Raw genomic sequence first — 25,836 nt, forward strand, 5'->3', positions numbered from 1 at the left:
ATGGCATTCCGAGCAGTGCCCAAAGCATTTTTCGACTGATTTGACTATAACACAAAATAAACTATGACTATAAAACAGATTCCAATTTTCTTCGTCTTTTTTTTGCAGGCATTCCTATTGAAGGCCGAACTCAGGCTTCCTGCAATATTTGGTGACAACATGATTCTACAAAGGGACAGTCCCATAAAATTGTGGGGCTGGGCCGAAAAAAATGAAACGATCCATGTCCGGTTTATGCAGCAGAAACTAAAGGTACAAGCAGATAGAAATGGTCAATGGAGCATTACTTTAGCCCCAACTCCTTATGGAGGGCCGTATAACATGGAAATAAAAGGCCATAGCGAACAGGTATCCCTAAAAAACATCCTGGTCGGTGAAGTTTGGCTTGCATCCGGCCAATCCAATATGGAATGGACGGTAAAGAACTCCAATAATGCGGCGAACGAAATCAGCCAGGCCAATCATCCGAACATTCGGGCCTTCAATGTGGAAAAGAGCATCAGTGATGTCCCCAAACAGGACCTAAAGGGAAAATGGGCGGTATGTTCCCCGACGACAGTGGGCGATTTTTCCGCTGTAGGATACTTCTTTTCGCTCAAACTGTATCAGGAACTCGGCATACCTGTGGGCATCATCAATGCTTCCTGGGGTGGTACTGGCGCCGAAACCTGGACTAGCGAAAGCGGCTTCAATAAATTGCCCGCGCATTTCAAAGCTCCTTACCAACAGCATTTCAACGGCAGTCTGCAGAACTTTTTAAAAGAAAACGAATTGAAAAAACAGGGCTATCTGCAAGCTTTAACAAACGATCCGGGAATAGCTGCAAAATGGTACGAAAACGATACGGATATATCCGCTTGGGGAAAGATGAATATTCCACAGTTGTGGGAATCCAAATTGGGTGATATGGATGGCATTGTATGGTTCAAACGCCGTATTTATTTGCCCGAGGGTAGTGCGCAAAAGGCCGGATCCATTCTGCTTGGCACCATTGATGACGATGATGTCTGCTGGATTAACGGTGTCAAAATTGGTGAAACAAAAGGATATACAAACGCACGGAAGTACACGATCCCGAAGGCTGTTCTAAAAGACGGTGAAAATATAATTACGCTAAAAATTATGGATACCGGCGGCGGCGGTGGCTTTTACGGAAACCCGGCCCAGCTGTACCTCGACGTGGAGGGCGAGAAATTTCCGCTTGATGGTGATTGGAATTATAAGGAGGCTGTCACCACTCAGCAGCATGGTTACAAAGAAGTTTCGCCTAATATGCTTCCATCCCTCCTCTTCAATGCCATGATCAATCCAATTGTTCCTTATACCATCCGGGGTGTGATCTGGTACCAGGGTGAAAATAATGCCGGACGAGCGTATGATTATCGCACCCTCTTCCCCAACCTCATCGCGGACTGGCGGTCGCAATGGAAAACTGATTTCCCTTTCTACTGGGTGCAATTGGCCAATTATATGGCTAAAGAAAAATCACCCGAAGACAGCGACTGGGCAAAATTGAGAGATGCACAGACCCGGACTCTCCGTCTTGCTCATACGGGTCAGGCGGTGATTACGGATATTGGTGAAGCGGACGATATCCACCCACGTAACAAACAGGAAGTGGGTCGACGACTCGCTTTAATAGCACTGGCTAAAAATTATGGCAGAAAAAATCTTGTGTATTCTGGACCTACATTCAAATCGATGGTCAAGGAGGGCAATAAACTGATTATTTCTTTTGACGCTATTGGGGGCGGACTCGTGGTTAACAACAAATACGGTTACGTGGAAGGTTTTGCCCTTGCTGGAGCAGATAAAAAATTTGTATGGGCCCAAGCTCATATCGATGGTAACCGAATTGTCGTCCAGGCAGATCAGCTCAGCAGCCCGGTATTTGTCCGTTATGCCTGGAGCAATAATCCCGATGTCAATTTATTCAATAATGAAGGCTTGCCTGCTATACCTTTCAGCAATGAGGAATAAATATCCATTAGTCTAGATAACATGATTTTAAAAACACACCTAAAAATTATTCAAATGAAAACACTATTAAGTTACATTTTTATGCTGCTGGTTCTTCCGGCATGCTCCAACAAGGAAATGAAGGCAACTACAGAGCTTAGCAAACCTGAAACAAAAGAAGAGCCTAAACCTGCTTATAGTAAATTCTCCATCAGGGAAAATTTTAGTACCAGCCAGTTAGTCGATGAAATGGGTTTGGGGATTAACCTCGGTAATGCCCTGGATGCAACGGGTGACTGGATCAATCCAAGTAGTATTTCTAATTACGAGACGGCTTGGGGAAGCCCCCTCATTACGAAAGAAATGATCGAAGGTTATGCAAAAGCCGGTTATTCTTCTTTACGAATTCCGGTCACCTGGAGTAATATGATGAACAACGCGGAAAATTACAGGATCCATCCAGATCTCCTCAATAGAGTCGAAGAGATCTTAAACTGGACACTCGATTGCGGCATGGTCGCCATTATAAATGTTCACCATGAAAATGAATGGGTCAAAAAAGTGCCGACAGACAGCGAAGCTAAGAAAAAGTTCACTTCTATCTGGGAGCAGCTCTGTAACCGTTTTGAAAAATATGGGGATCATTTGCTATTCGAACCCATGAATGAAATTGGTTACGATGAAATATGGACTCCCTGGAAGGGCGGGCAAACTGAAAAAGCAAGAGCATTCGGTTACGTAAACGAGCTGAATCAGCTTTTTGTCGACATCGTCAGGAAATCGGGCGGCAACAATGCCAAACGCCATCTTTTAGTAGAAATTTATAATACCGGTCTCGAATATGCTTTTGATCCCTTAACCAAAATTCCGGACGATCCGGCTAAACATCTTGCATTGACCGTACATTATTATACACCGCCTTTGTTTGCCATATTGGGTAACGGTGAAGATGCTGGATGGGGTGTCGGTGTGCCGTCTTGGGGCACAGCACAGGAAGTTAAAGAGCTCAATGACAATATGGAGCTGTTAAAGAAGAATTGTGTCGATAAAGGAATTCCCGTCGTTATTGGCGAATACGCCTGTTCCTCAAAGAACAGAACACAGGAGGTGGTCAGGTTATTTAATGTCTCGGTCACCGAAGCGATTTATTCACGTGGTATGTGTCCCATGCTTTGGGATGTTCAGGGTGCTGGGCAATATGAGCGGACAACCAGTAAATTCAAAGATCCTGTCTTTTTAGAACAAATAATGGCAATACCTGCTAAATATCCACGCAATTAAAATCGAGGTCTACCCTAAGCATCCTATGGAAGCCATGTGAAAGCAACTTTTGAATAAATGCCACATAGAGACGTACCATGTACGTCTCTAACCCTTAACACAACCCGGTACCAAAAACCATGAAACAAAAAAACTATATTCTGCTGTGCCTCCTTTTTCTTGCAGTATTTTCGCTTGAAGCACAATACAAGTTCGATAAACCGCTCTACGGGGCAGCCTATTACCACGAATATATGCCCAGTGAGCGTCTGGATGAAGATATCCGATTGATGAAAAATGCCGGGCTCAATGTCGTACGACTGGGTGAATCTGCCTGGGGATTATTTGAACCGCAGGAAGGTGTCTTTGAATTCGAATGGATGGACCGCATCATCGAGAAAATGCATCAGGCTGGTATCCACATCATTCTGGGGACACCGACTTATTCCATTCCGGCCTGGCTTGCGCATATGCATCCCGAGGTTTTGGCCGAATATCAGCGGGGTACTAAAGCTTATTATGGCATCAGGCAAAATATTGACTTGAGCAACCCCACTTTTAAATATTATAGTGAACGTATCATCCGCAAGCTAATGGAACGGTATGCAAAGCATCCTGGAGTCATTGGCTATCAGGTAGACAACGAAACAGAAGCACGTGGCATAAACAACCGGGATTATTTTATTGGCTTTCGTAACTACATCAAAGGCCGTTTTAACAACGACCTCGACTTACTCAACAAAGCCTGGGGAATGAACTATTGGGGTATGAATATTCGCACCTGGGAGGAATTCTATACCCGCGATGGTGTCACCAATCCTTCCTATAAAAACGAATGGGAACGCTACAACCGCAAACAGGTAGCCGACTTTCTGAATTGGCAAGCTAACATTGTCAATGAATATAAACGTCAGGACCAATTTATAACCCATTGCTTCATGCCTGATTTTCACAATGTAGATCAGGTAGAAAGCTTTCGCCAGATGCAATACCCCGCTATCAATATTTATCACGACGTACAGGATAAACAAGACGGACAGCGCATTGCTTATTCGGGGGATTTTGTCCGGACGGTTGCCAAGAACAATTATATTGTCATGGAAACCAACGCACAAGGTATAGGCTGGGATGCACGCACACAATACCCGCCATACGACAGACAACTCCGGCAAAATGTATATGCCCATTATGCTTCCGGTGCCAATATGGTGGAATACTGGCACTGGTCTACGCTGCACTATGGTCAGGAAACCTATTGGCGTGGTGTATTGGGGCACGATCTCCAACCGAATAGAATATACGACGAATTTAAAACCACAGCACAGGAGCTGGCAAGGATCGGAGATCGTCTTATTGACTTGAAGAAGAAAAATAAAACAGCAATCTTATATAGCCACGATTCCTACCACGCACTGAATTTTATGCCGTATACCTATAAAAACAATTATCCCATCGATATGATTCATAAGGCACTCTACTTTCAGAACATTGAAGCTGATATTATCCCCTGTGATAAAATCACCGATTTTAAAGGCTACGATATGCTGGTTATTCCACCCCTTTATGTCGCTACGGATGAGCTGCTGCTGGCCATTGACAAGTTTGTAAAAGCGGGCGGCCATGTCGTCATGATGTACAAAAGTGGCTATTGTAACGAACATTCGGCCGTCCGGGCCACAGCTGCTCCCGGACCGTTAAGAAAGGCCTGCGGATTCCATTATCAAGAGTTCTCCACCATCGGAGACATGCGGCTCAAAGATAATCCTTTTCAATTGACGGATAAAAACCAAATTGGTGACTGGTATGAATTTTTGATCCCTGAGACAGCTCAGCCACTGGCCTATGCTGAACATCCCTTCTTTGGCAAGTGGCCAGTGATCACAGAAAATACCTATGGTAAAGGAAAACTGACTTATATCGGGACCTATCCATCACAAGAACTACTCCATACGATCATCAAAAAAACGGCTATTGCAGCGAAAGTCATTACTGCCGACAATTACACTTTTCCAATTATTCAGCGTTCAGGAAAGAATAAATGGGGTAAGACAATTCATTACATTTTTAATTACAGTAAGGAAACAAAACGGATGACTTATACAGGTGGCCCAGCGAAAGAACTTATTTCAGACAAGCTCACGCAGACGGGGCAACAGATTGTATTGGATCCCTGGGAAGTACTCATTATGGAACAAAACTAAACGACACGCTAATTACCAAAAACATTGACTTTACTATGAGAGCATTTATTGTCATCCTATTTTTCGCGATAACATCCAGCCTTTCGGCCCAGACTTATTCGTTGCTATCGCCGGATGGAAAAATTTGTTTGGACATCGACCTATCGAACGGACTCTCCTACGCTGTTTCCTACAAAGACAAACAGGTAATAGATCCTTCACCCTTAGGCTTTGAATTGCAAGACGAGCCCCCGATGCATCAAGGTTTTATGCTGTTGAACACTCCTCAGACCACATCGAAGCGTGATTCCTGGGCCCCAGTCGTGAAGAACAAACATGCCCATGTCGATTTGCAGTGGAATGAAACACATTTGGCTCTTATCGAAAAAGAAGGTGAGAAACGTCGCTTGGACCTCTTCTTTAGAGCTTATAATAACGGAATCGCCTTTCGCTATCAACTATTCAGCAGTGCTAGAATTGGAAATCGGGTGATAAGCCGGGAGATGACCGGATTTTCAGTATCCAATCAGGCTCAGGCTTGGGCAGCACAATACAAACCACGTTTTACGTCCAGTCAGGAAAGCGAATTCGATAAAGTCCCTTTAGCGGGAATCAGCGATCAGACCCTAACCGGACTTCCACTACTGATCGAAGTTGACAAAGATAACTATCTGGCTATTACCGAAGCGAACATCGATAACTACCCTGGTTTCTATATCAGCCGGGCTGCTGGTAATACGACGGAACAGGTATTGCTCATGACGAAACTCTCCCCTTTACCGGGCGAAAAAGAAGATGGAGCCAAAGCTTGTTTCTCGGACAAAATCCAAACCCCTTGGCGCGTGGTCATGATTGGCGATAATCCGGGACGATTTATCGAATCCGAAATTGTTCAGTCGCTTAATCCTGCATGTGCGATCGAAGACCCCGCATGGATAAAACCGGGACTTTGCGCATGGGATCACTGGTGGAGCGGAGAAGTGAAAATGGAAACTGCTGTTATAAAAGAGTATATCGACTTTGCTTCTACGCAAGGATGGCCTTATATGTTGATCGACTGGCAATGGTACGGCCCCTTCAACCAAGCTCAAGCGGATATTACCAAACCGGCACCGCAAATCAACATGCCAGAAATACTTGACTATGCCCGCAAAAAAAATGTGCGTCTTTGGCTTTGGCTATATAGTACCGACGCCAATCGTAACAACGCCTATGCGGAAGCTTTCGCACTGTATGAGCGCTGGGGCATCGCCGGCGTAAAAATAGATTTTATGGACCGCGACGATCAGGAGATGGTAAACTGGTACCATAAAGTAATTCAGAAGGCCGCTGAGCACAGGTTGATGGTTAACTTCCACGGAGCGTATAAACCTGATGGAATAGAACGGACCTACCCGAATATGATAACCCGTGAGGGCGTCCTGGGCGAAGAGTATGCGAAATTTTCCGATCGTATCAAGCCTGCTCACAATGTCACTTTGCCGTTTACGCGTATGCTGGCAGGGCCAATGGACTATACCCCGGGCGGTTTTCTCAATGTAACTCCAGCGCAGTTTAAGAAACAGTCTCCAACCCTGATGATGAATACCCGCTGTGCCGAGCTCGCCAAATTTGTCATTTATGAAAGCCCCCTTACGGTATTCTGCGACCACCCGAAGCATGTGTTGGGCCAACCCGGGAGTGACTTTCTAAAAATCGTTCCGACGGTGTGGGATGATACGCGCTTCATTGATGGTTATCCCGGGGAATATATTGTACTGGCCAAACGTTCGGGAAAAAACTGGTTTATCGGTGCCATGACCAATAGCATGTCCCGCACGATTACAATACCTACAAGCTTTCTAGCCGCTGGAAAATATGTGCTGGACTACTGGCAGGATGCAAAAGACGCGGAAAGAGTCCCTGCAAAACTCGAGAAAAAAAGTAGGATAATCGAAGCTGGGAAAACGATAAAAATACCAATGGTCAGCGGTGGCGGCTATGTTGCAATCATTAGACCACTGTAAAGTTTAGATCCGAATTGATGTAAAAAAATATTATTCAAAGTAGCACACTATTTAACTCAAGAACTATAAACCTCGTTATGAACAAGAACATTTTTAAGACATTAGTACTCTCTACAATCCTTGGAACTACATTAAATGCTCCAGCCCAACAAAAAAAACCGGTAGACTTACCTGATAAATTTCAGCCCAACTGGGAATCTCTGGCACAATATGAAGCGCCTGAATGGTTCCGTAATGCCAAATTCGGTATTTGGGCACACTGGGGTCCACAATGCCAACCTGAGCAGGGCGACTGGTATGCACGCGGTATGTATGATGAAGGCAGCGGGCAATACAATGCACATGTAAAAACTTATGGACATCCATCTGTAGCCGGATTTAAGGATATCATCCCTACCTGGAAGGCTGAAAAATGGGATCCCGAACGGCTTGTGGCACTCTACAAAAAGGTAGGTGCACAGTACTTTTTTGCCATGGGAAACCATCATGACAACTTCGATCTGTGGGATAGCAAGTATCAAAAATGGAATTCGGTCAATATGGGGCCTAAACGTGATATTCTCGCCGAATGGTCAAAGGCGGCGAAAAAAAATAAACTTCCCTTCGGTGTGAGCATCCATGCCTCCCATGCATGGACATGGTATGAAACAGCCCAAAGGGCAGATCGGTCGGGACCACTAAAGGGAGTACCTTATGATGGAAAGCTCAGCAAAGAACAGGGAAAAGGAAAATGGTGGGAAGGCTACGATCCCCAGGAGCTGTATCGGCAAAACCATCCCCTTAGCAAGGGAAGTGAAGACGTAAAATCATTGTGGGCACAGTGGGACTGGCATAACGGTGCATCCAAACCGACACCGGAGTATATTGATAATTTCTATCAACGAACAATAGACATGGTCGACAGCTATCAGCCGGACCTGCTCTATTTTGATGATACTACACTCCCTCTATGGCCTATCAGCACAGTCGGGCTCGATATCGCGGCCCATTTTTATAACAGTAACGCGAAGAAAAATAAGGGAAAAGTCGATGCCGTTTTGTTTGGAAAAATCTTATCCGAACAACAAAAAGAGTGTTTGGTATGGGATGTCGAGCGCGGTGTTCCGGACCAGGTGCAAGAAAAAGCCTGGCAGACCTGCACATGCCTGGGAAGCTGGCATTACAGCAAAGCTGATTATGAAAACAACAATTACAAGTCCGCAAAAAAAGTTGTCCATATGCTTATTGATATCGTCAGTAAAAACGGGAACCTCCTACTTAATGTTCCTATCAAGGGCGATGGTAGCATCGACGAGAAAGAAGAGAAAATTCTGCATGAAATAGGCGATTGGATTCAGGTTAATAAGGAGGGAATTTTTGATACCCGTCCCTGGAAAACATATGGCGAGGGTCCAAGTACCGAAGAGCAGAAACCATTGAATGCCGCTGGATTCAATGAGGACAAAGAAAATAACTATACCGCTAGGGATATCCGGTTTGTGAAAAAAGTCGATGCGATCTACGCTCATGTACTGGCATGGCCAAAGGATGGAAAAATTATGATCAAATCTTTCGGAAAGAAGAATAACACCAGCGATCCAGTAACTGTTAAAACAGTATCTCTATTGGGGCATCCGAAAAAACTGGTATTTAAACAAGATGACGAAGCACTCAGCGTTACCTTGCCTTCGGATAAGCCCAATCAAATTTCATTGGTACTGAAAATCAATTAAACCATTTTTCTTCATCAAGCTGTACCTTATTTTCAAAATACCACTGATACAATTAGAATATGAAAACGCCTTGTACCATGAAAATTATTTTAGTACTATGCTCCTTATTTCCATTACTGTTATTCGGACAATCAGCAATGATTCATATCGAAGGACGGCAAAGGACCAGTCTAAACGGCTTATGGGAAGTCATTATCGATCCTTTTGATGCGGGGTCTGGTGATTGGGCTGCATATTATAAAGATCGAAAACCGTTGGGCAACACGGATTTTGTGGAATCTTCATTTGAAGGTGGCCATCAACTGTATGTACCGGGAGATTTCAATTCTCAACTCCCCGAGCTCAGCTATTATGAAAGCAGTATCTGGTACAAACGTCCCTTTAAGATCCAAACAAAACAGGATAACCGGTTCTTTATCCACTTTGCTGCCGTAAACTACAAGGCCGAGGTTTATCTGAACGGGGTCAAGATTGGTGAACATGAAGGTGGCTTTACACCTTTTCAGTTTGAAGTAACCGATCATGTCAAGTCTGGCGAAAATAGTCTTATCGTGAAAGCAAATAATCAACGGATGAAAGATGGCATACCTGGTCTCGGTTTCGACTGGTTCAATTATGGTGGAATCACACGGGATGTCGATCTCGTACAAACGCCAAAGACCTACATCAGGGATTATTTTATTCAGCTATCGCAGCAGGATGAAAATATCATCAATGGCTATGTATCCCTAGATGGCCCTAAAAAAGAACAAGCGATTGCAATACGCATTCCCGAATTGAACTTTATTTATACAACAAGAACAGATAGCACCGGAAAAGCCAGGCTTAAAATTCCGTTTCGTAAGAAGACCTTGTGGACACCTGCAGTTCCGAAATTATATGCCGTTCAGGTCGATTCCGAAACCGATCGTATCGAGGAAGAAATTGGTTTTCGAACAATCAAAGTTGATGGGACCAATATTTTATTGAATGGAAAATCTATCTTTCTTAAAGGGGTTAATATTCATGAAGAAGTCCCACAACGTAGATCACGGGCCTATAGCGAAAGTGATTATAAAATGCTCTTGGATTGGGCGAAAGAGCTAGGGTGTAATTATGTACGTCTAGTGCATTATCCACATCATGAAAAAATGATAAAAATGGCTGAGCAAATGGGATTGATGGTCTGGGAAGAATTGCCCATTTATCAGGGTATTGATTTTGCAGATCCCGGAATGATGAAAAAAATGAATTTAATGCTTCGGGAGATGATTGCTCGTGATAAAAATCGGGCGGCAACCATTATCTGGAGCCTTTCGAACGAAACTTACTCCTCCCCGGCCAGAGACAGTTCGCTCACGGCACTTTATCGCCTCACAAAGGCCTTGGATAATACCCGTCTTGTGACATCAGCGTTTAATAACATGCGTTATGAAGGCAACAAGGCCTATATCGAAGATAAAATGAATCGCTTGATGGATGTTATGGCGATCAACCAATACGTTGGATGGTACAAAGCATGGCCCGAGAATGATAGTGAAGTCGAATGGATATCCCACTTCAATAAACCGCTTATTTTTTCGGAATTTGGTGGCGAGGCGGTTTTTGGGAACAATATAGACCCAAAAAGGGCAAGCAGTTGGAGTGAAGATTATCTTGTGGGTATTTATAAACGTCAATTTAGGATGTTCAAAAACATTTCCTTCTTACGTGGATTGACACCATGGCTCCTGGTCGACTTTCGTTCTCCTGGAAGGGCCCATCCTGTCTATCAAAAGGGCTGGAACAGAAAAGGATTATTATCTGAAAGAGGCGAAAAAAAGAAGGCCTGGTATATTGTCGCTGACAATTTTAAATACTATTAACAATGCTATAAATTGACTCTTTCCAACATCTTCCCGATTTTCATTCATCGGGAAGATGTTGGAAAGAGTCATTGATCGAGGGTCAGATCGCCCCTAATTATGATGGCGCAAGGGTAATTTGATCTTTTTTAGTTCTTCTAAATCATGAATAGGACGCTCTAATTCGTAAGGAATAGGCTGCCCCGAAAACAGTTGAAAATATTGCAGGCAGGCGTCTTTCCACCAGACGGCATCGCGTGCCTGTATTCTAAGCTTGGATTGTACCGATTTAAAACGAACAGGATCTATATGCTGCTCCATTCGATCCCAAACTTTTTGAAATTCACGTACTTTCTGAACCCCTTGATCATAATGGTAACATAACGCTGTCCAAAGTGTTTTACCACTTTTCATCCGATAGTCCCAGGGCACGTGATGAAACCATAACAACAGATTTTCCGGACAGTTTGCGCGAACGCCATATTGCTTATCCAAGGGTGGATTATATTGCGCAACAGCATTGCTCCCATATATACTACGGTCAAAACCTATTCCCAGGCTATCTGCGTTATGATAATACCAAGGCATCCAATCCGGACGACCACTGGGTATGTCCCCCCAGGGTTCGGGTCCGTAATGATGGTCAAAGGCAAACAAATGATGCAAGCCTAGCGGCATCATATAGTCAACGGCAGCCTCCCGTGAGTCCAGCATGATTTGTTTAACGGGATTGACAAAAGCCTCCTCTCGGCTAAAAGTGAGGCCTATCCACTCCGCTGCGATTTGCGCTGAAGAAAGTGTATTATTCCAGGCCAGTCGCCCGAAAGCATACCAATTGGCTTGCGCAAAATGATGACCTGTCCAATTGCTATCTTGACCTATATTGGCAACAGCCGCGATTGCAGTTTTCCGATGTAGATTTCCACTGCTAGCTGTCATCTTGGCTATGGTAGATCCATCTCCATGAGCAAAAGTATCGCTATCCAATACTTCCTTAAATAAGGGTGCCAAGTACACTAAATGGTTGGAGAAGCCTAAATACTCCTGTGTCAACTGAAATTCGAGCATCTTTGCTGTATGCGGCATAGCTCCGAACAATGGATTGAACGGTTCGCGGGGTTGGAAATCTATTGGTCCATTTTTTATCTGGACAATAACATTATCCCTAAATTTCCCGTCAAGTGGCACAAACTCCTGATAGGCTTGTTTAGCTCGGTCATCTTTGGTGGGATGATAAACAAATGCCCGCCAAAACACCATTCCTCCATAGGGCTTTAGTGCATCGGCAAGCATATTTGCACCATCCGCATGTGTCCGCCCGTAATCCTGTGGCCCGGGCTGACCTTCTGAATTCGCTTTGACTAAAAAACCACCAAAATCGGGTATCAAGGTATAAATTTCCTTAGCCTTGGCTTTCCACCAGCGTTGGACGTCTCTATGGAGGGGATCTGAATCTGATAAACCACCCAAAATTTTGGGAGAAGAAAAATTCACCGATAGATATACTTTGATCCCATATTTGCGAAAAACATCTGCTAGCGCTTTCACTTTGACAAGATACCCCGCATCCAATACCTGTGCAGAAGCATTTACATTGTTCAATACGGCAGCATTTATACCGATTGAAGCATTGGCCCGCGCATATTGCTCGTACCTAGGTGATAGCTTTTTCGGCAGTTCCGCCCAGTTCCATAGCGAATGGCCGGCATAACCGCGTTCTATGGTACCATCCAAATTGTCCCAGTGATTCAGTACGCGAATATCATAGGAAGGTATTTCTATGATCTTGGAAGAGGATAACTGCCCGCCTGTTTCTTGTAGGCGCAACAAATGATATGCAGCGTATAATAAGCCGATTGGACGACTGGCGACAACCTGGATTTTTTTCTCGTTCTGATTGATTTGATAGCCATCTTTTAACTGCTTTTGCTTCACATCGATTTGCAGGGTGATCGCAGCTCCTTTCCAATAGTCCAACAGCTCTTGCTTTGCCAAAGCTACAGTTGGATCCGCTGACTTTATACCTAGGACATCTACGCCATGTACCGCTTTCCCGAGTTTGGAAAATCGTAACCACAACTGACTCCCATCTTCCGGTCTGGCGAGAAAAGGAATACACAACAAAGCCATCAATAATAGCAACTGCACACGCATAATCAAAAAATGTTAGAGAATGTATAAAATCGTTCGTTAAGACGACATGCCATCTATGGTTTTAATAAATCCGTTTTCATCATATTCAAGCTCGATCACTTTCATGCTCCTTAACCAGGTTTTTCCGCCCGATGGAACAGAATCATGATAAAAAAGATACCATTTGCCCCGGAATTCCAAAATACTATGATGCGTGGTCCAGCCGACAACCGGTGATAAGATGACTCCTTGGTAAGTGAATGGACCATAAGGGTTGTCCCCTATGGCATAGCAGATAAGGTGACTGTCGCCTGTTGAATAAGAAAAATAATATTTGTCTTTGTATTTATGCATCCAGGATGCCTCAAAAAATCGTTTTTCGGAATCCCCTTGTTTTAAGGATTGTCCATTTTTATCCAGAATGACAAGATCACGCGGCGGTTCTGAAAACTCCAGCATATCTGCCGCTAATTTCACAACTTTGGGACTCAATGCGGCGTCATTATCCTGCGGCAATTCGTTCGGCACAACAATTTTATTGTTTCGATAAAATTGCAGCTGTCCACCCCAGATACCGCCAAAATACAGGTAATAGGATCCATCCTGATCCTTAAAGGCACATGGATCTATGCTGTAGCTTCCTTTTATTGGATTGGACTGTGGTATAAATGGCCCATAAGGTCTATCCGCTACAGCTACTCCGAGCCGAAAGATATCGTTTTTATCCTTCATGGAAAAATACATATAGTATTTGCCATCTTTCTCGGTCACATCCGAATCCCAAAGCTGTCGACCGGACCAAGGAATATCTTTTACCGTCAATACTTTCCCATGGTCAACCACTTCAGCTTGTACATCTTCCAAGGAAAATACATGATAGTCTTGCATATCGAAATGATCGCCATTATCATTTTCGGCTATCCCACTCTCCCGATCATGAGAGGGATAAATGTATATCTTATTTTCAAAGACATGTGCGGATGGATCCGCCATGTAGTCAGCTGGATATAAATATCTACTCTTTTTCATTTTTTTTACGATTACTTTTTTTTTTGAGTCAATGCAATAATATCTTTTACAAACGGTTTGGCTTGATAACGACGGTCAAACAAGAGCGGATAATCCGTACGTCCAGGAATAGGCCAGCCATTTTTCCATGAATCGCCGTCACCAACACCCCAGAGGGTCACTCGGGATATCTTATCCTGATGTTTCAGATATAGTCTAAAAAAGTCAACATATCGTTTTCCAAGTTCCGCCATCTTGTCTGCCGGCAAACCTTTTTCATAGGGGTTCGCCTCCTTACGGTAAGCATGGCGTTCGCCAACTTCAGCCCCCATATTGGGCCGCACATGTGGAAGTACGGAAATGTCCATCTCTGTCACCATCACTTTCACGCCTAGACCTGCAAACCCAAGAATGGTCTTCTCGACTTCTGCCAACGATGGATTGTCCAGCGCATTATGTTCCTGCATACCGATTCCACTGATCTGTCCGCCAGCGGCTTTCACCTGTTGCACCATGGCCATAATCCCTTTTCGCTTTTCGGGAATGGCTGTTGAATAGTCATTATAATACAATTCGGCATTGGGATCGGCTTCATGGGCAAACTGAAAGGCCAATTTGATAAACTCGGGACCAATAATTTCGTAAAATTTACTTTTACGCCATTCCCCATTATCCAATATAGCTTCGTTGACAACGTCCCAACCGGACACCTTCCCTTTATATCGAGACACGACAGTATGTATATGCTTGCGCATGCGCTCAATCAATATATCCCTGGATACATCTTTTCCATTTTTATCAACAAAAAACCAAGCCGGAGTCTGCGAATGCCAGATTAATGTATGACCGATGATCTGCATCTTATTCTGTTGGCCAAAAGCTATAAAGCGATCTGCGTCTTTAAAGAAAAATTCTCCCTCGCGAGGTTGCAAAAACATACTTTTCATGCAGTTCTCAGCCACAATGGAGTTGAATTGTTGTTTGATGACTGCAACGGCCCTAGCATCCCTTTCCCAAATCTGATCGAGGTTGAGGGCCGTCCCGATAAAAAACTTATCTTCAAAAGCTTTCTTTAAGGGCAATGAATCGGGCTCCTGATTCATACTGGGCACAGCTGCAGAGAAAACACTTACGCTCAATAAGGTTGTTGCAGCTAATACAATAGTCTTTAGTATATTCATGGTCTAGTTGAGTTTAATTATTATGTCGGGATTCAATATCCTGGTTGATTTTGTCTATCGTCCTGTCATCCAATTCGTATTTGGAAATGATATACATGGCAAGTAACAGAAGCAGCGCTGGAATGACAGCCACCAACCATAGGATCCCTATTTGGGCTGTGGCGGACTGTGCTGTTGCATTATCTTTGTCAAATGCAACATAGGCGAGCACAAGTCCCGGAATGATACCCCCCAAGGCCATACCGGCCTTGTAAAAAATACCTGTGAGCGCATTGACAATTCCAGATATCCTTTTACCGGTTTTGTATTCCCCATAGGAAATGACCTCTGGTACCAGTGCCCACATATATCCTGTAGCGACGATAACCCCTGTAGATTTGATAAATTGCGCGATCAGCACCAAGCCGATATTCCCCTTAAGGGTTTCACTTGATGAAATAATATATAACATCAGCATGCCCAGAATCGCAATCCCCAGGAACACATAGAACATTTGCTTCTTTCCGATTGCACGTTTGATTGCCGGCACAAGGGGCATAAAAATAAATGCGGGTAAAGATCCCAAAGCCATAAAGTAAGGAAGCATATCCGGTGCATTGACATTATAGATCATATAATAAGAACCTGCCGAATTTCCGACGGCCATCATGGCAAAAGCAGTAATGAAGAAATAAGCCAAAATACGCAAGGGCCGGTTATGCTTAAATTCTTGCCATAGATCAGACACCCGAACGTTTTCGGTATCTTTCTCATCCATAATGACCCGCTCTTTTGTTTGTGAAAAACAAAAAAATAGCAGTACCAAACCAACCAAAGCATAGATAAGCATTGTCGTAAACCAGGCTTCTGCAGAGTCCTTCGAGTTGATCTTTCCATCCGGAGAAAAATATTTCACGACAATAGGTACACCATAGCCAACCGCGAGCCCGCCAATATTGGCCATAAACATGCGGATGGACGTCAGTTTCGTCACCTCATCCGTATCTCTCGTTAAAGAGGCATTTAAAGCACCATAGGGAACATTAATCAATGTATACAACATCGACAGCCCAACATAAGTGAGGTAAGCATAGGTCAGTGAGCCTGAAAACCCATTCCAGAAGCACAATATCGCAAAACCCGTAAGCGGAATTCCTCCCAGAACTAAGTAAGACCTATATTTACCCAAACGGGGATTGCTTTTGTCGACAAACGCGCCTACGATAGGATCCCAAACAACGTCAACAATACGTACGACGAGAAACATAATACCCGCTGATGCCGCAGATATTCCATAGACATTGGTATAAAAAAGCAATAGGTACATCGAAACGGTCTGGTAAATAAGATTCTGTGCCAGATCTCCTGCACCGAAGCCTACCCTTTGTTTCATTGAAAGCTTATAAAAGCCCTTGGCAGGCTTTACAGCTGTTGTCATTTGGTCCATATATAATTGGTTAATCGAATATTGAATTACTGAGGTAAAACTACAAGTACCTTTTCGAGGGCGACTGATACAAATGTTTTATATGCTAATAAAAATGTTTAAAAAAGACCCTTAAACACGGAATAATAGAAAACACTGCAACGAATTCACCCTCGAAGGATACTTGACTCTATTTAATCGGCTACATATTTTATGAGGTAGCTTTTTGTCTGTCCCCGGTAAGTACAATCGACTTTGGCATGATCTGCGAGCGAGCCCGCTTGCCTTACTGTAATCTTCACCTCCGGATTAGCTGAAAATGCTTTTACAGCAGGAATCTTTTTGCCTTTTACCTGAATAGGAGCCGCAATTTCATAAGTATTGTATCCAATGATCCCATTCTCATCTGTAGATCTTACCGGAATGACAGGTAGGGCTAGTTTTTTACCATATACAGTAATATCGACTGTCGGTACTATTGGACGTACAATTTTTTGATCTTTCGAACTAAAGCCTAGTCCAATAAAATCAAAAAGTGCATTTTCATCTCCACCTTCTGCAACTAAATATAAGGCGTGTTTGCGGTCCAGCTGATCAACGACATCGGCTACATCGACCGTAAACTGTGTGACCTCCGATTTGGAATTTGCTGGAATACTTATTTGGGCAATCCTTTTACCCTTCCAGACCTCATTATCCCAAGGACCATCTAACCATACATTGACCTTAAATGCGGCTTTTGTTTTTGGTGTTATAAACAGGTTGAAGGCTGTTTGGTTGCCTTTTTTAGTTCCTTGAAAGGCTTTCAATCCAAATTTATCCTGATGGAGTCCTCCAAATCCGAAATATTTGAAACCGACAATATGTCCATTTTTCATATTGGTTATGGGCATATGATTATCCCAAACATCCCAGGAATCCTGTTGTAAACTGATATCAGAAAGATAACAGGCGTAGCCAGCAGAATAGTACTGGTAAGGAGCTAAGCCGTAAAAATGGAATCCTTCGGAAGTGACTTCTGCACCTTTATACTCCTTTCCCTGTTTATCTTTGACTGTCAGGTTTTCCTGATAGGGATCAAAGGCACGGATGGAAACCATCCCACCCTCCTTCACAGATTTTTCGTCCCATTCCACCTTGATCGGTTCGACCACAGCCTGTCTTGCAAAGCCAAATCCTCGTGGTGGTCTGTGATAAAATACATACCATTGTCCATTGATCAGCTCAATACTGCCATGTGTATTATGCCCGGCATTGCTGGTTTCAATACCCGAACCATCTTTGTTCAATACCGGAGCCCTGGAGTCTACCAATACGCCGCCACCCTTCCATGGCCCTAAGGGTGAATCTGCTACCGCATAGCGTAGGGTTGAATTGGAGCTAGCTACACCATATTCGGGTCCCGAATAACCACTATATACCGTAACGTATTTGTTGCCGACTTTTCGGATGGAGGAAGCCTCAAAAAAATTAAAAGTTCCCAGATCCTCACCTTTAAAAATATTCGGATATGTGGTTCCTTTTGGGTCGCGCAGCTCACCATATCGTGCGCTCGCCGGCAGAAGATAATTGATAATTTCAGTTCCGGGTCTTAGGGAATACATGGTTTTTTGATCCAATTGTGCCGCCATTGAACGTTGAAATCCCCAGAACCCATATGCCCGGAATCCGATTTCGAAATCGGGGTCTTTCGGATCAGTGACGTATTCAATATAGACAGCCGGATCAAAGCCCAGGATGCTTCCCGGCAAAGTACGTTTGCCATCTTCCGTCAGATTTATTGGTTTAAAGGGGCCGTTTGGCCGGTCTCCTTTGACAACCATGGCTTCCCTGTGCTCCCCTCTGCTGTGCGGAAACAAATAATATTCTTTCTTTCCATCTTTCCTTCTGACCTCCACAAGGTCAGGGGCATACATAACATCCCATTTGGCGTCCATTGGATAGGTAAAAATAGCGCCTTCATCCCGCCAGCTTGTTAAATTATCAATGGGTGCAGACCACATACGAATATCCGGGCCACAATAACTAGTAAAGCGTAAATCATGGGAGCCGATAATATAAGCACGATATTTTCCAGGGTGATCTGGATCTTCAAAAACACGGGGTTCACCATCAGGAAGATGCTCCCAAAGCGGGAGATAGGGATTTCCGATCGATTGGTGCACGTATCCTTTACTGTAATCCATTACCTTATTTTGTTGCTGTCCCATCAAGATCTTTGTCGATAGAATCCCTGTGACGGATAATAATAATACCATTGTCCGTTTTTTTAGGACAATATTCAGTTGCTTCATAAAATTCTATAAATTAGTTATTTAAATTGCTTAATTAAACTTTTTGTCACCTCATTTAATTTATTTCCCCACGTTTTATTTCGCTTCGTTCAGGTCGCATTTTCACCAATTATCGGTACGAAATGGAATTGCTAATAATCCCTCTTTACTGATCAGGTTTGCATCTTCTGGATTATTGCTCCAGGCATAGCGAGCAGCTTGTGGATGTTTGACTGTTGGATGGCTCAGCACGACTTTATTGTGTTGAATAAACGCATTCGCCCATACAAATTTTCGGTCCGCACCTGCTATAGCGAAATGCTGTAATGTTTTTCCATGGCGGATTGCCAATCCTTTTCCGATTTGATCAAAGGAAACCAGGATCTTATCTCCTGCTACCTGCATCCCTTGGTATCGGGGTCCGGATGCCGCTATATCTTCGCCATAGACTAGCCTACGAGCCGCTAAGAATAGCCGCTTCGCAATATCCTTTTTATTTAACGGATGAATGTCATTCCATTCCCCTAGATCGTAAGTCACCGCTAATGCCGTTTCCGGTATTTTATGACTGACCTGAAACTGAGCTTCTCTCAGAAGCGCCCAATTTGAGCCGGTTGGAACCGTATCCTTAGGCATAAAGTTGGGGAGCTGCACCAGCAAAAAGGGAAGCTGTGCTTGTTGATACAGGGTACGCCAGTTTTTTATCAGCGCGCTTAGATAGCTTTCATAGTACTCGGGCTTACTTGTATTTGCTTCGCCCTGATACCAGATTACCCCCTTAATACGATAGTTTGCCAAGGGATAGATCATCCCATGATATAGACCCGAACCAGCTTTGGCAAGCTGCTGTAGCCGACTTTTGTACTTGTCTACCTCATGTTGATCAATTCCGACTTGCCAACGCCACTCACCGGCCAGATCTATCGCGACATCATCTATTTTCAATTGATATGGCTTATCGGGTGTAAAGCCCCCATCGGTGCCATTGCACCGCAGTCTGATGCTCAGGCTGTTTTGTCCGGTATGAAGTATACCCGCAGGCACATCATAAACCCGTGGTGGATAACGATAAGCTGTCGTACCAATGAAATGACCGTTGATATAAACGGAATCACTGTCAGTCAAGGTGCCCAAATACAATTTCGCATGCCGACCGTCTTTGGCCGCTGGAAGCATAAAATGCTTTCGATAATATACAATACCCGGTTTGGATTCTTTTGAAATACGCCAATAATCAGGCACTTGCACAACTGGCCAGGACGCGTCGTCAAAGTCTTCAGCGGTCCATCGATTCAGGCCCTTGTCTTTTTCAAGTATTTGGAGACTATCTGCCGCTGCCCGATCAATCAACAGGTCGGGGAACTGCTTTAAGTGCTGCTGATCAATCCAGCTTTCTATCCCCGAGCCACCCAGGCTGGAAACGAGCATTCCTACGGGAATGCCATTATGCCGGTAAGATTCCTGCGCATAAAAATATGCTAAGGCGGTCCAGTTCATGACATCCGAAGCGATGCCCGAGTGCCACCTCGCGCCCGAAAGTATTGCTTCTTTCGGCTCCAGCGCACTATTTTGCGTCGGTACCTTAAAATAACGTATCATGTGATTATTGGAAACATTGATCTCCGGAAATCGCTCAACAAGTCGCTGGATCGGTGTTTCCATGTTCGACTGACCCGAACAGAGCCATACATCGCCAATCAGAATGTCCCGGATCACGAGTTCATTGATCTCCATGAGATATGGGCCACCATACTGCTGTGGTGGAATAGTTACGCTCCACTTACCATCCCCTCCAGTTTCGGTATAATAATAGCTCCCCCGAAAACGAAGCGTTATTTTTTCGCCCTGAGCAGCCCAGCCCCAAATCTTAAGTTCGGTATCTCGTTGTAAGACCATACAGTCGCTCACAAGTACGGGTAGGCGCAGCTCGGCCCAACAGGGCTGGAGCAGCAAGACCAAGCCAATGGCCAGCATGACATGGCGCAAAAAATATGGCACAAAAAAGAAAGCTCGCGCGCTATTCATCATATCCTTCTTGTTTATTTTCCGAACTTCCAACAATCAAAAAATAAGATATTCGATGGCGCTTTACCTTTAAAGACAAAGTACAGATCATGGACGCCGGTGACTTTATTGGAAAGCGGCGTATCCACCGTGGTCCATCTGTCGTCACCCCCTGTCATTGGTACTGGTATTGTTGCTAAAAGTGGACCATCAACGGCATTTAACCTTACCTCCATGTTAACGTCACTATGGTGTGTTGTACCGAGTCTCGCAAAGAATGTTGTTGCCCCATTTTTACCAAAATCAACGTTTTTCAGGTTCGTGTAGGCGCCATTTTTGAGTGCTTTGATAAAAACACCCACCTGATTATTTTGATACGATTTAACATATTCGGACCAAGAAATCGTTTCCGCCTGCGTGAGTTCATAAGGATTTAATGTAGTAAGCGCTTGGACCCCTTCCGCGCTCATTTTCATCGCTTGCACACTGCCATCGGGATTAAACTTTAATTCCTGCACGGCGACCGAGCGTGTGAAACCACCGCCGCCTCTCAAAGCCCCATTATGGTAAAAGAAGTAACTTTTCCCCTTAAAGTCGATCACTCCGGGATGATTGGTGAAAGCCTTACCTTCTGCAGGCATGATAACACCCCTGTAGGTCCAGGGACCTTCGGCTTTGTTGCTCGTCGAATAAGCGATATATTCAGGTAAAGGACCTCCCGGCCAAAAAAGATAATACAAACTGTTTCTTTTGTACAACCAAGGGCCTTCTTCATAGCCCGTAGGCCGTTTCGGGTCGCCCTCCCTTTTTCCGAATGCTGCGGCCGTCATCGGAACTTCAACGATATTGCCCGTATAGGAGATCATATCTTCATTCAGCTTGACATATTTCAGCTGGGGATTGCCCCAATACATATGCGCCTGCCCATCATCATCAATAAATACAGTCGGATCAATATCGCCCCATTCACTCTGAACAAGCGGTTTTCCCAAAGGGTCATGAAATGGCCCTAATGGGCTATCAGCGACGGCCACGCCGATCGCTCCACGATTGTTCAGCTTGGAAATGACAGGTACATACAGATAAAATTTGCCATTTTTTTCAACACATTGCGCCGCCCAGGCGTCGCCTTTTGCCCATTCAAAATCAGTATACGAAAGGATTGCACCATGATCGGTCCAATTGACCATATCGTTGGTTGAATATGCCCGCCAGTTGTTCATATTAAACCAGGTCGATTCTTCCTCATCCTGTGTGGTATAGAGATAGAGGCGGTTATTGTATACCAATGGTGCAGGATCGGCCGTGTAGGCTGTTTGTATAATCGGATTTTGGGCCTTTAATGTATTGATCGTCACCAAGACCATAATCAGAAATCCAAAAAGTAAGCAGGTTAAAAATTGTCGTCTCATATCGTCTTAGTTTGTTGTAAAGTGGAAATAATCAAAATCTACGTAGCCGCCAGCCGCCTTACTTGCGTAATTAAAAAGTCCAAAGCGATATCCCATAAAATGTGGTATTGTATAGCTCATCTTCAGTTCGTTGCCGATGGCTTTCCACTGGCTTCCGTCGGTGCTGTAATAAAATTGGGCGATATCCTTTCTGTTCCTAAAATCGCAGCTGGCTTTTAGAAATATACGCTGTTCTTTTAGGGCAATTTTCGCCACCTCCTCCGGAATCCCGGTATGCGCATTGACCATAACCAATGATTTGTCTTTCCCTTCCATCCGGACTCCCAGCAGGCCATAGTTTTTTTGCAGTAGGGACAAACCGGCGAAATCGCCATCTTTCATCTGCGACACATCAATAGCGATCGAACCGCTACAGGTGGGGCCTATCGTACGTTGTGTCAGCGTGTTTTTGGCCTGCAGAAAGTCGTTGGTAAGTTCACCCGTTTTTAAGCGCAAAAAACCGCTACGTTCCGTTACCGACCATAAGTTTGAGTCAGGCTGATGGTTCCATTGCCATACTAAGGGCAATGCAGATTGGTCTTTCGTTCGGCTAAACTCGTCGGAGCTCACAATACCGGGCATGAGGCCTTTGCTCTCGGGTAGTTTCAGCTTGCTTGGAACTTTGCCCTGTTCTCCCAGTACTGGCCATGCGTCTTTCCAGCTGACCGGTACCAAAAAAGGAATCCGACCGACAGCACCATGATCTTGAAAAAGGTACGCATACCATTGCCCATTGGGCATATCAATCAAACCGCCTTGCGCCACGCCTTGATCTTGTAAAACAACTTTCCCTTCGTACGGACCTTCCAATTGGCGCGCGCGATGTACAATTACGGTGCGCATTCCGCCTGCAGGCCAGGAAATATTAAAAAGATAATACATGCCGTTGATCTTGAATAGCTGCGAACCTTCGGCCGGTAAGCCCATCTTGGTGCCCTTGGGCAAACTTGGCAAGGTAGCATCTTCGATCAAGATACGTTCAGTTCCGGCCCTAATCCCCGAAAGGTCTGTCTTTAGCTCCGCCATATGCAGACGCCCGCTACCCCAGATTATATATATTTTTCCATGATCAAAGAACAAGCTATGATCATGCAACATCGGGTGAAATTCGTGCGCGCGCCAAGGCCCATTTTCTATATCTTTTGTGGTATAGATATGTGTTTTCCCCGTATTGGAAGAAAAGGTGCTCAGATAATAGCTGCCTTCATGAAAGCGCAGACTACTGGCCCAGGAGCCATGTCCATAGGCATTCTTTTGGTTTGCCAAGTTAAGTTCATCCTGATCACCAAGCAAATCGTATCCGTAATTAACAAGGGTCCAGTTGACGAGGTCCTGGGATTTCATTATCGGACCCCCCGGACTCATGTGCATGGTCGTGCTGCTCATATAGTACGTGTCGCCGACCCGTATCATGGACATATCGGGTACATCGGCGAAAATAATCGGATTTTGTGCATCCTGTGCCGATGTACCTTTGTAGGAAATTACGATCAGAAACAGGATAAGTTTTCCTAGGCTTTTCATTTTTTAAATAGCAATTGCGAAACATTATAGAGGTCATTTTTCCACACATTGAAATCATGCCCTCCAGGCTCCAGATAATAGATATGAGGTACCCCCTGTCCCGAAAGATATTCATGCGTACGCTTACTGATGTTGAGTAAACCATCCTGCTCACCACAGGAGATCCACAGCAGTTTTAGCCTGTCTTTAGCTTCTTTCGGTACGGGGAGCAATTCCTGCGGCATCTTTGTATTTGGTGCAGAAGAAAAGCCACCGACCCAAGCAAAGGTGTCGATATGGGCCAGTCCGAAATTCAGCGCCTGCCCTCCGCCCATCGACAGCCCGAAAATCGCACGCTGTTCGCGGTCTTTCAGAACGGGAAACTGTTTTTCAATAAAAGGAATCAGGTCGTTGAGCAGGTCTTTTTCAAAAGTCGAAAATGCCGCCACCCGATCAGGTGCCATGACATTCCCGCCGGCGCGATCATCCTGCATCGCACGGCCATTGGGCATAATCACCAGCATGGGTTCCATTTTTCCTTCGGCATAGAGATTATCAAAAATAACCTGCGGGTTTCCATGTCTGAACCATTCCCGTTCATCGCCGCCTATTCCATGCAGCAGGTACAGTACCGGATATTTTTTTGCGGTATCGTATCCCGGCGGGGTATAAATTAAGGCTTTCCTTGTAACTCCTACAGTTTTTGAAGAGTAAACAAGGGAATCGATTTTTCCAGTGGACGCCAATTTTCGCTCCACATCAAATCCTTGTGGGGCAGTCTGCTGTGCTTGAGCCATTAAGCTGGCGGAAAAAACACACAATAGGGTGCAGATTATCTTTTTCATCGTATAATTGGTTTAACAGTACATCAAATTTTAGGGTACGCAAGCAATAGAAACAATCGTCCAATTTCAATTTAGAAACAGTAGCGGATTTAATAATTGCAACAATAGTCCATGACAAATTAAGTTGCCACTTTCCTCTTGAGCACCCGCAATGCCGCTGCCACAATAGCCTCGGCGTTTAAGCCATATTTATCCATCAATGCGCTTGGCGGTCCCGATTCACCAAAGCTATCGTCTACCGCCACATATTCCTGCGGACTGGGCATTTGTTTGGCCAACAATTGTGCGACACTGTCGCCAAGTCCACCGATACGGTTATGTTCTTCAGCGGTAACGACACAGCCTGTTTTAGCAATGGAAGTCAGTATTGCGCGCTCATCCAAAGGTTTGATGGTATGGATATTAATGATTTCGGCATCAATACCCAAGGTCTCCAGTTCCTCTCCCGCACGGATGGCTTCCCAGACAAGGTGCCCTGTTGCCAAAATGGTCACTGCGGTGCCGGGATTCAGCATGACGGCTTCACCGATCACAAATTGCTGATCTTCGGGTGTGAAAACGGGAACAACAGGTCGTCCAAACCGCAGGTAAACTGGGCCTTTGTGTCTGGCAGCAGCAAGCGTCGCAGCCTTCGTCTGATTATAATCGCAAGGGTTGATCACCGTCATTCCCGGAAGCATTTTCATCAATCCGATATCTTCCAATATCTGATGGGTCGCTCCGTCTTCGCCCAAGGTCAGGCCAGCGTGTGAAGCTGCGATTTTTACGTTTTTATCGGAGTAAGCAATAGATTGCCGGATCTGGTCGTATACCCGTCCTGTCGAAAAATTGGCAAATGTCCCTGTGAACGGTATTTTTCCACCGATGGTAAGTCCTGCCGCAATTCCCATCATATTTGCTTCGGCAATGCCGATCTGAAAGAAACGTTCCGGAAAGGCCTTGATAAAATCGTTCATTTTGAGGGAACCAATGAGATCTGCGCAGAGAGCAACCACATTTTCGTCCTCCTTTCCTGCTTCCAGCAAACCGGCACCAAATCCAGAACGTGTGTCTTTTGATTCTGTATATGTATATTTCTTCATCTTAATTCTAT

Annotated in this window: 16 protein-coding genes; 6 read left to right on the top strand and 10 right to left on the bottom strand. The window is 44.6% G+C overall.

What is annotated here, in order from left to right:
• Nucleotides 1-63: 63 nt before the first annotated feature.
• The 6 genes from BWD42_RS04580 to BWD42_RS04605 all read left to right on the top strand — a co-directional run bounded on the left by BWD42_RS04580 (nucleotide 64) and on the right by BWD42_RS04605 (nucleotide 10,961).
• The gene (locus BWD42_RS04580; RefSeq protein WP_077433579.1) at nucleotides 64-1,980 is read left to right on the top strand and encodes a sialate O-acetylesterase; all 1,917 of its coding nucleotides are present in this window, start codon (nucleotides 64-66) and stop codon (nucleotides 1,978-1,980) included.
• 54 nt (nucleotides 1,981-2,034) lie between these two features.
• Nucleotides 2,035-3,240, top strand: coding sequence for a glycoside hydrolase family 5 protein (locus BWD42_RS04585; protein ID WP_217699989.1), 1,206 nt, complete (start codon nucleotides 2,035-2,037; stop codon nucleotides 3,238-3,240).
• 119 nt (nucleotides 3,241-3,359) lie between these two features.
• Nucleotides 3,360-5,420 carry a beta-galactosidase gene (locus tag BWD42_RS04590; protein WP_077433583.1) on the top strand — a complete coding sequence of 687 codons (2,061 nt, stop codon included), beginning with the start codon at nucleotides 3,360-3,362 and terminating at the stop codon, nucleotides 5,418-5,420.
• Between the two features lie 35 nt (nucleotides 5,421-5,455).
• Nucleotides 5,456-7,405, top strand: a complete 1,950-nt coding sequence (locus BWD42_RS24845) for a glycoside hydrolase family 97 protein (protein WP_077433585.1) — start codon at nucleotides 5,456-5,458, stop codon at nucleotides 7,403-7,405.
• 77 nt (nucleotides 7,406-7,482) lie between these two features.
• Complete coding sequence (locus BWD42_RS04600; protein WP_077433587.1) at nucleotides 7,483-9,117, top strand: alpha-L-fucosidase; 1,635 nt, start codon at nucleotides 7,483-7,485, stop codon at nucleotides 9,115-9,117.
• A 77-nt stretch (nucleotides 9,118-9,194) separates the two neighbouring features.
• On the top strand, nucleotides 9,195-10,961 hold the full coding sequence (locus BWD42_RS04605) for a glycoside hydrolase family 2 protein (protein WP_217699990.1): 1,767 nt from the start codon (nucleotides 9,195-9,197) through the stop codon (nucleotides 10,959-10,961).
• 93 nt (nucleotides 10,962-11,054) lie between these two features.
• Here BWD42_RS04605 and BWD42_RS04610 read toward each other — a convergent pair whose 3' ends face one another.
• From BWD42_RS04610 to BWD42_RS04655, 10 genes are all read right to left on the bottom strand, one after another.
• A complete protein-coding gene (locus BWD42_RS04610) occupies nucleotides 11,055-13,094 on the bottom strand; it encodes an alpha-glucuronidase (RefSeq protein ID WP_077433589.1) in 2,040 nt (679 codons plus the stop codon).
• A gap of 36 nt (nucleotides 13,095-13,130) precedes the next feature.
• Nucleotides 13,131-14,102 carry a glycoside hydrolase family 43 protein gene (locus BWD42_RS04615; RefSeq protein ID WP_077433591.1) on the bottom strand — a complete coding sequence of 324 codons (972 nt, stop codon included), beginning with the start codon at nucleotides 14,100-14,102 and terminating at the stop codon, nucleotides 13,131-13,133.
• 11 nt (nucleotides 14,103-14,113) lie between these two features.
• Entirely contained in the window at nucleotides 14,114-15,262 is a 1,149-nt protein-coding gene (locus tag BWD42_RS04620; RefSeq protein ID WP_077433593.1) for an endo-1,4-beta-xylanase, read from the bottom strand.
• 13 nt (nucleotides 15,263-15,275) lie between these two features.
• On the bottom strand, nucleotides 15,276-16,634 hold the full coding sequence (locus BWD42_RS04625; protein WP_254846171.1) for an MFS transporter: 1,359 nt from the start codon (nucleotides 16,632-16,634) through the stop codon (nucleotides 15,276-15,278).
• 227 nt (nucleotides 16,635-16,861) lie between these two features.
• Nucleotides 16,862-18,925 carry a hypothetical protein gene (locus tag BWD42_RS04630; protein WP_217699991.1) on the bottom strand — a complete coding sequence of 688 codons (2,064 nt, stop codon included), beginning with the start codon at nucleotides 18,923-18,925 and terminating at the stop codon, nucleotides 16,862-16,864.
• Between the two features lie 138 nt (nucleotides 18,926-19,063).
• Nucleotides 19,064-20,968 carry a sialate O-acetylesterase gene (locus BWD42_RS04635; RefSeq protein WP_217699992.1) on the bottom strand — a complete coding sequence of 635 codons (1,905 nt, stop codon included), beginning with the start codon at nucleotides 20,966-20,968 and terminating at the stop codon, nucleotides 19,064-19,066.
• 11 nt (nucleotides 20,969-20,979) lie between these two features.
• Complete coding sequence (locus BWD42_RS04640) at nucleotides 20,980-22,356, bottom strand: glycoside hydrolase family 43 protein (protein ID WP_254846172.1); 1,377 nt, start codon at nucleotides 22,354-22,356, stop codon at nucleotides 20,980-20,982.
• Between the two features lie 6 nt (nucleotides 22,357-22,362).
• The gene (locus BWD42_RS04645; protein ID WP_077433601.1) at nucleotides 22,363-23,919 is read right to left on the bottom strand and encodes a glycoside hydrolase 43 family protein; all 1,557 of its coding nucleotides are present in this window, start codon (nucleotides 23,917-23,919) and stop codon (nucleotides 22,363-22,365) included.
• Complete coding sequence (locus BWD42_RS04650; protein WP_077433603.1) at nucleotides 23,916-24,743, bottom strand: alpha/beta hydrolase; 828 nt, start codon at nucleotides 24,741-24,743, stop codon at nucleotides 23,916-23,918. Before BWD42_RS04650 ends, BWD42_RS04645 begins: the two co-directional genes overlap by 4 nt.
• A gap of 119 nt (nucleotides 24,744-24,862) precedes the next feature.
• On the bottom strand, nucleotides 24,863-25,825 hold the full coding sequence (locus tag BWD42_RS04655) for a transketolase family protein (protein WP_077433605.1): 963 nt from the start codon (nucleotides 25,823-25,825) through the stop codon (nucleotides 24,863-24,865).
• Nucleotides 25,826-25,836: the final 11 nt, after the last annotated feature.

It is taken from the genome of Sphingobacterium sp. CZ-UAM (assembly GCF_002000245.1).
Taxonomy (GTDB): Bacteria; Bacteroidota; Bacteroidia; order Sphingobacteriales; family Sphingobacteriaceae; genus Sphingobacterium.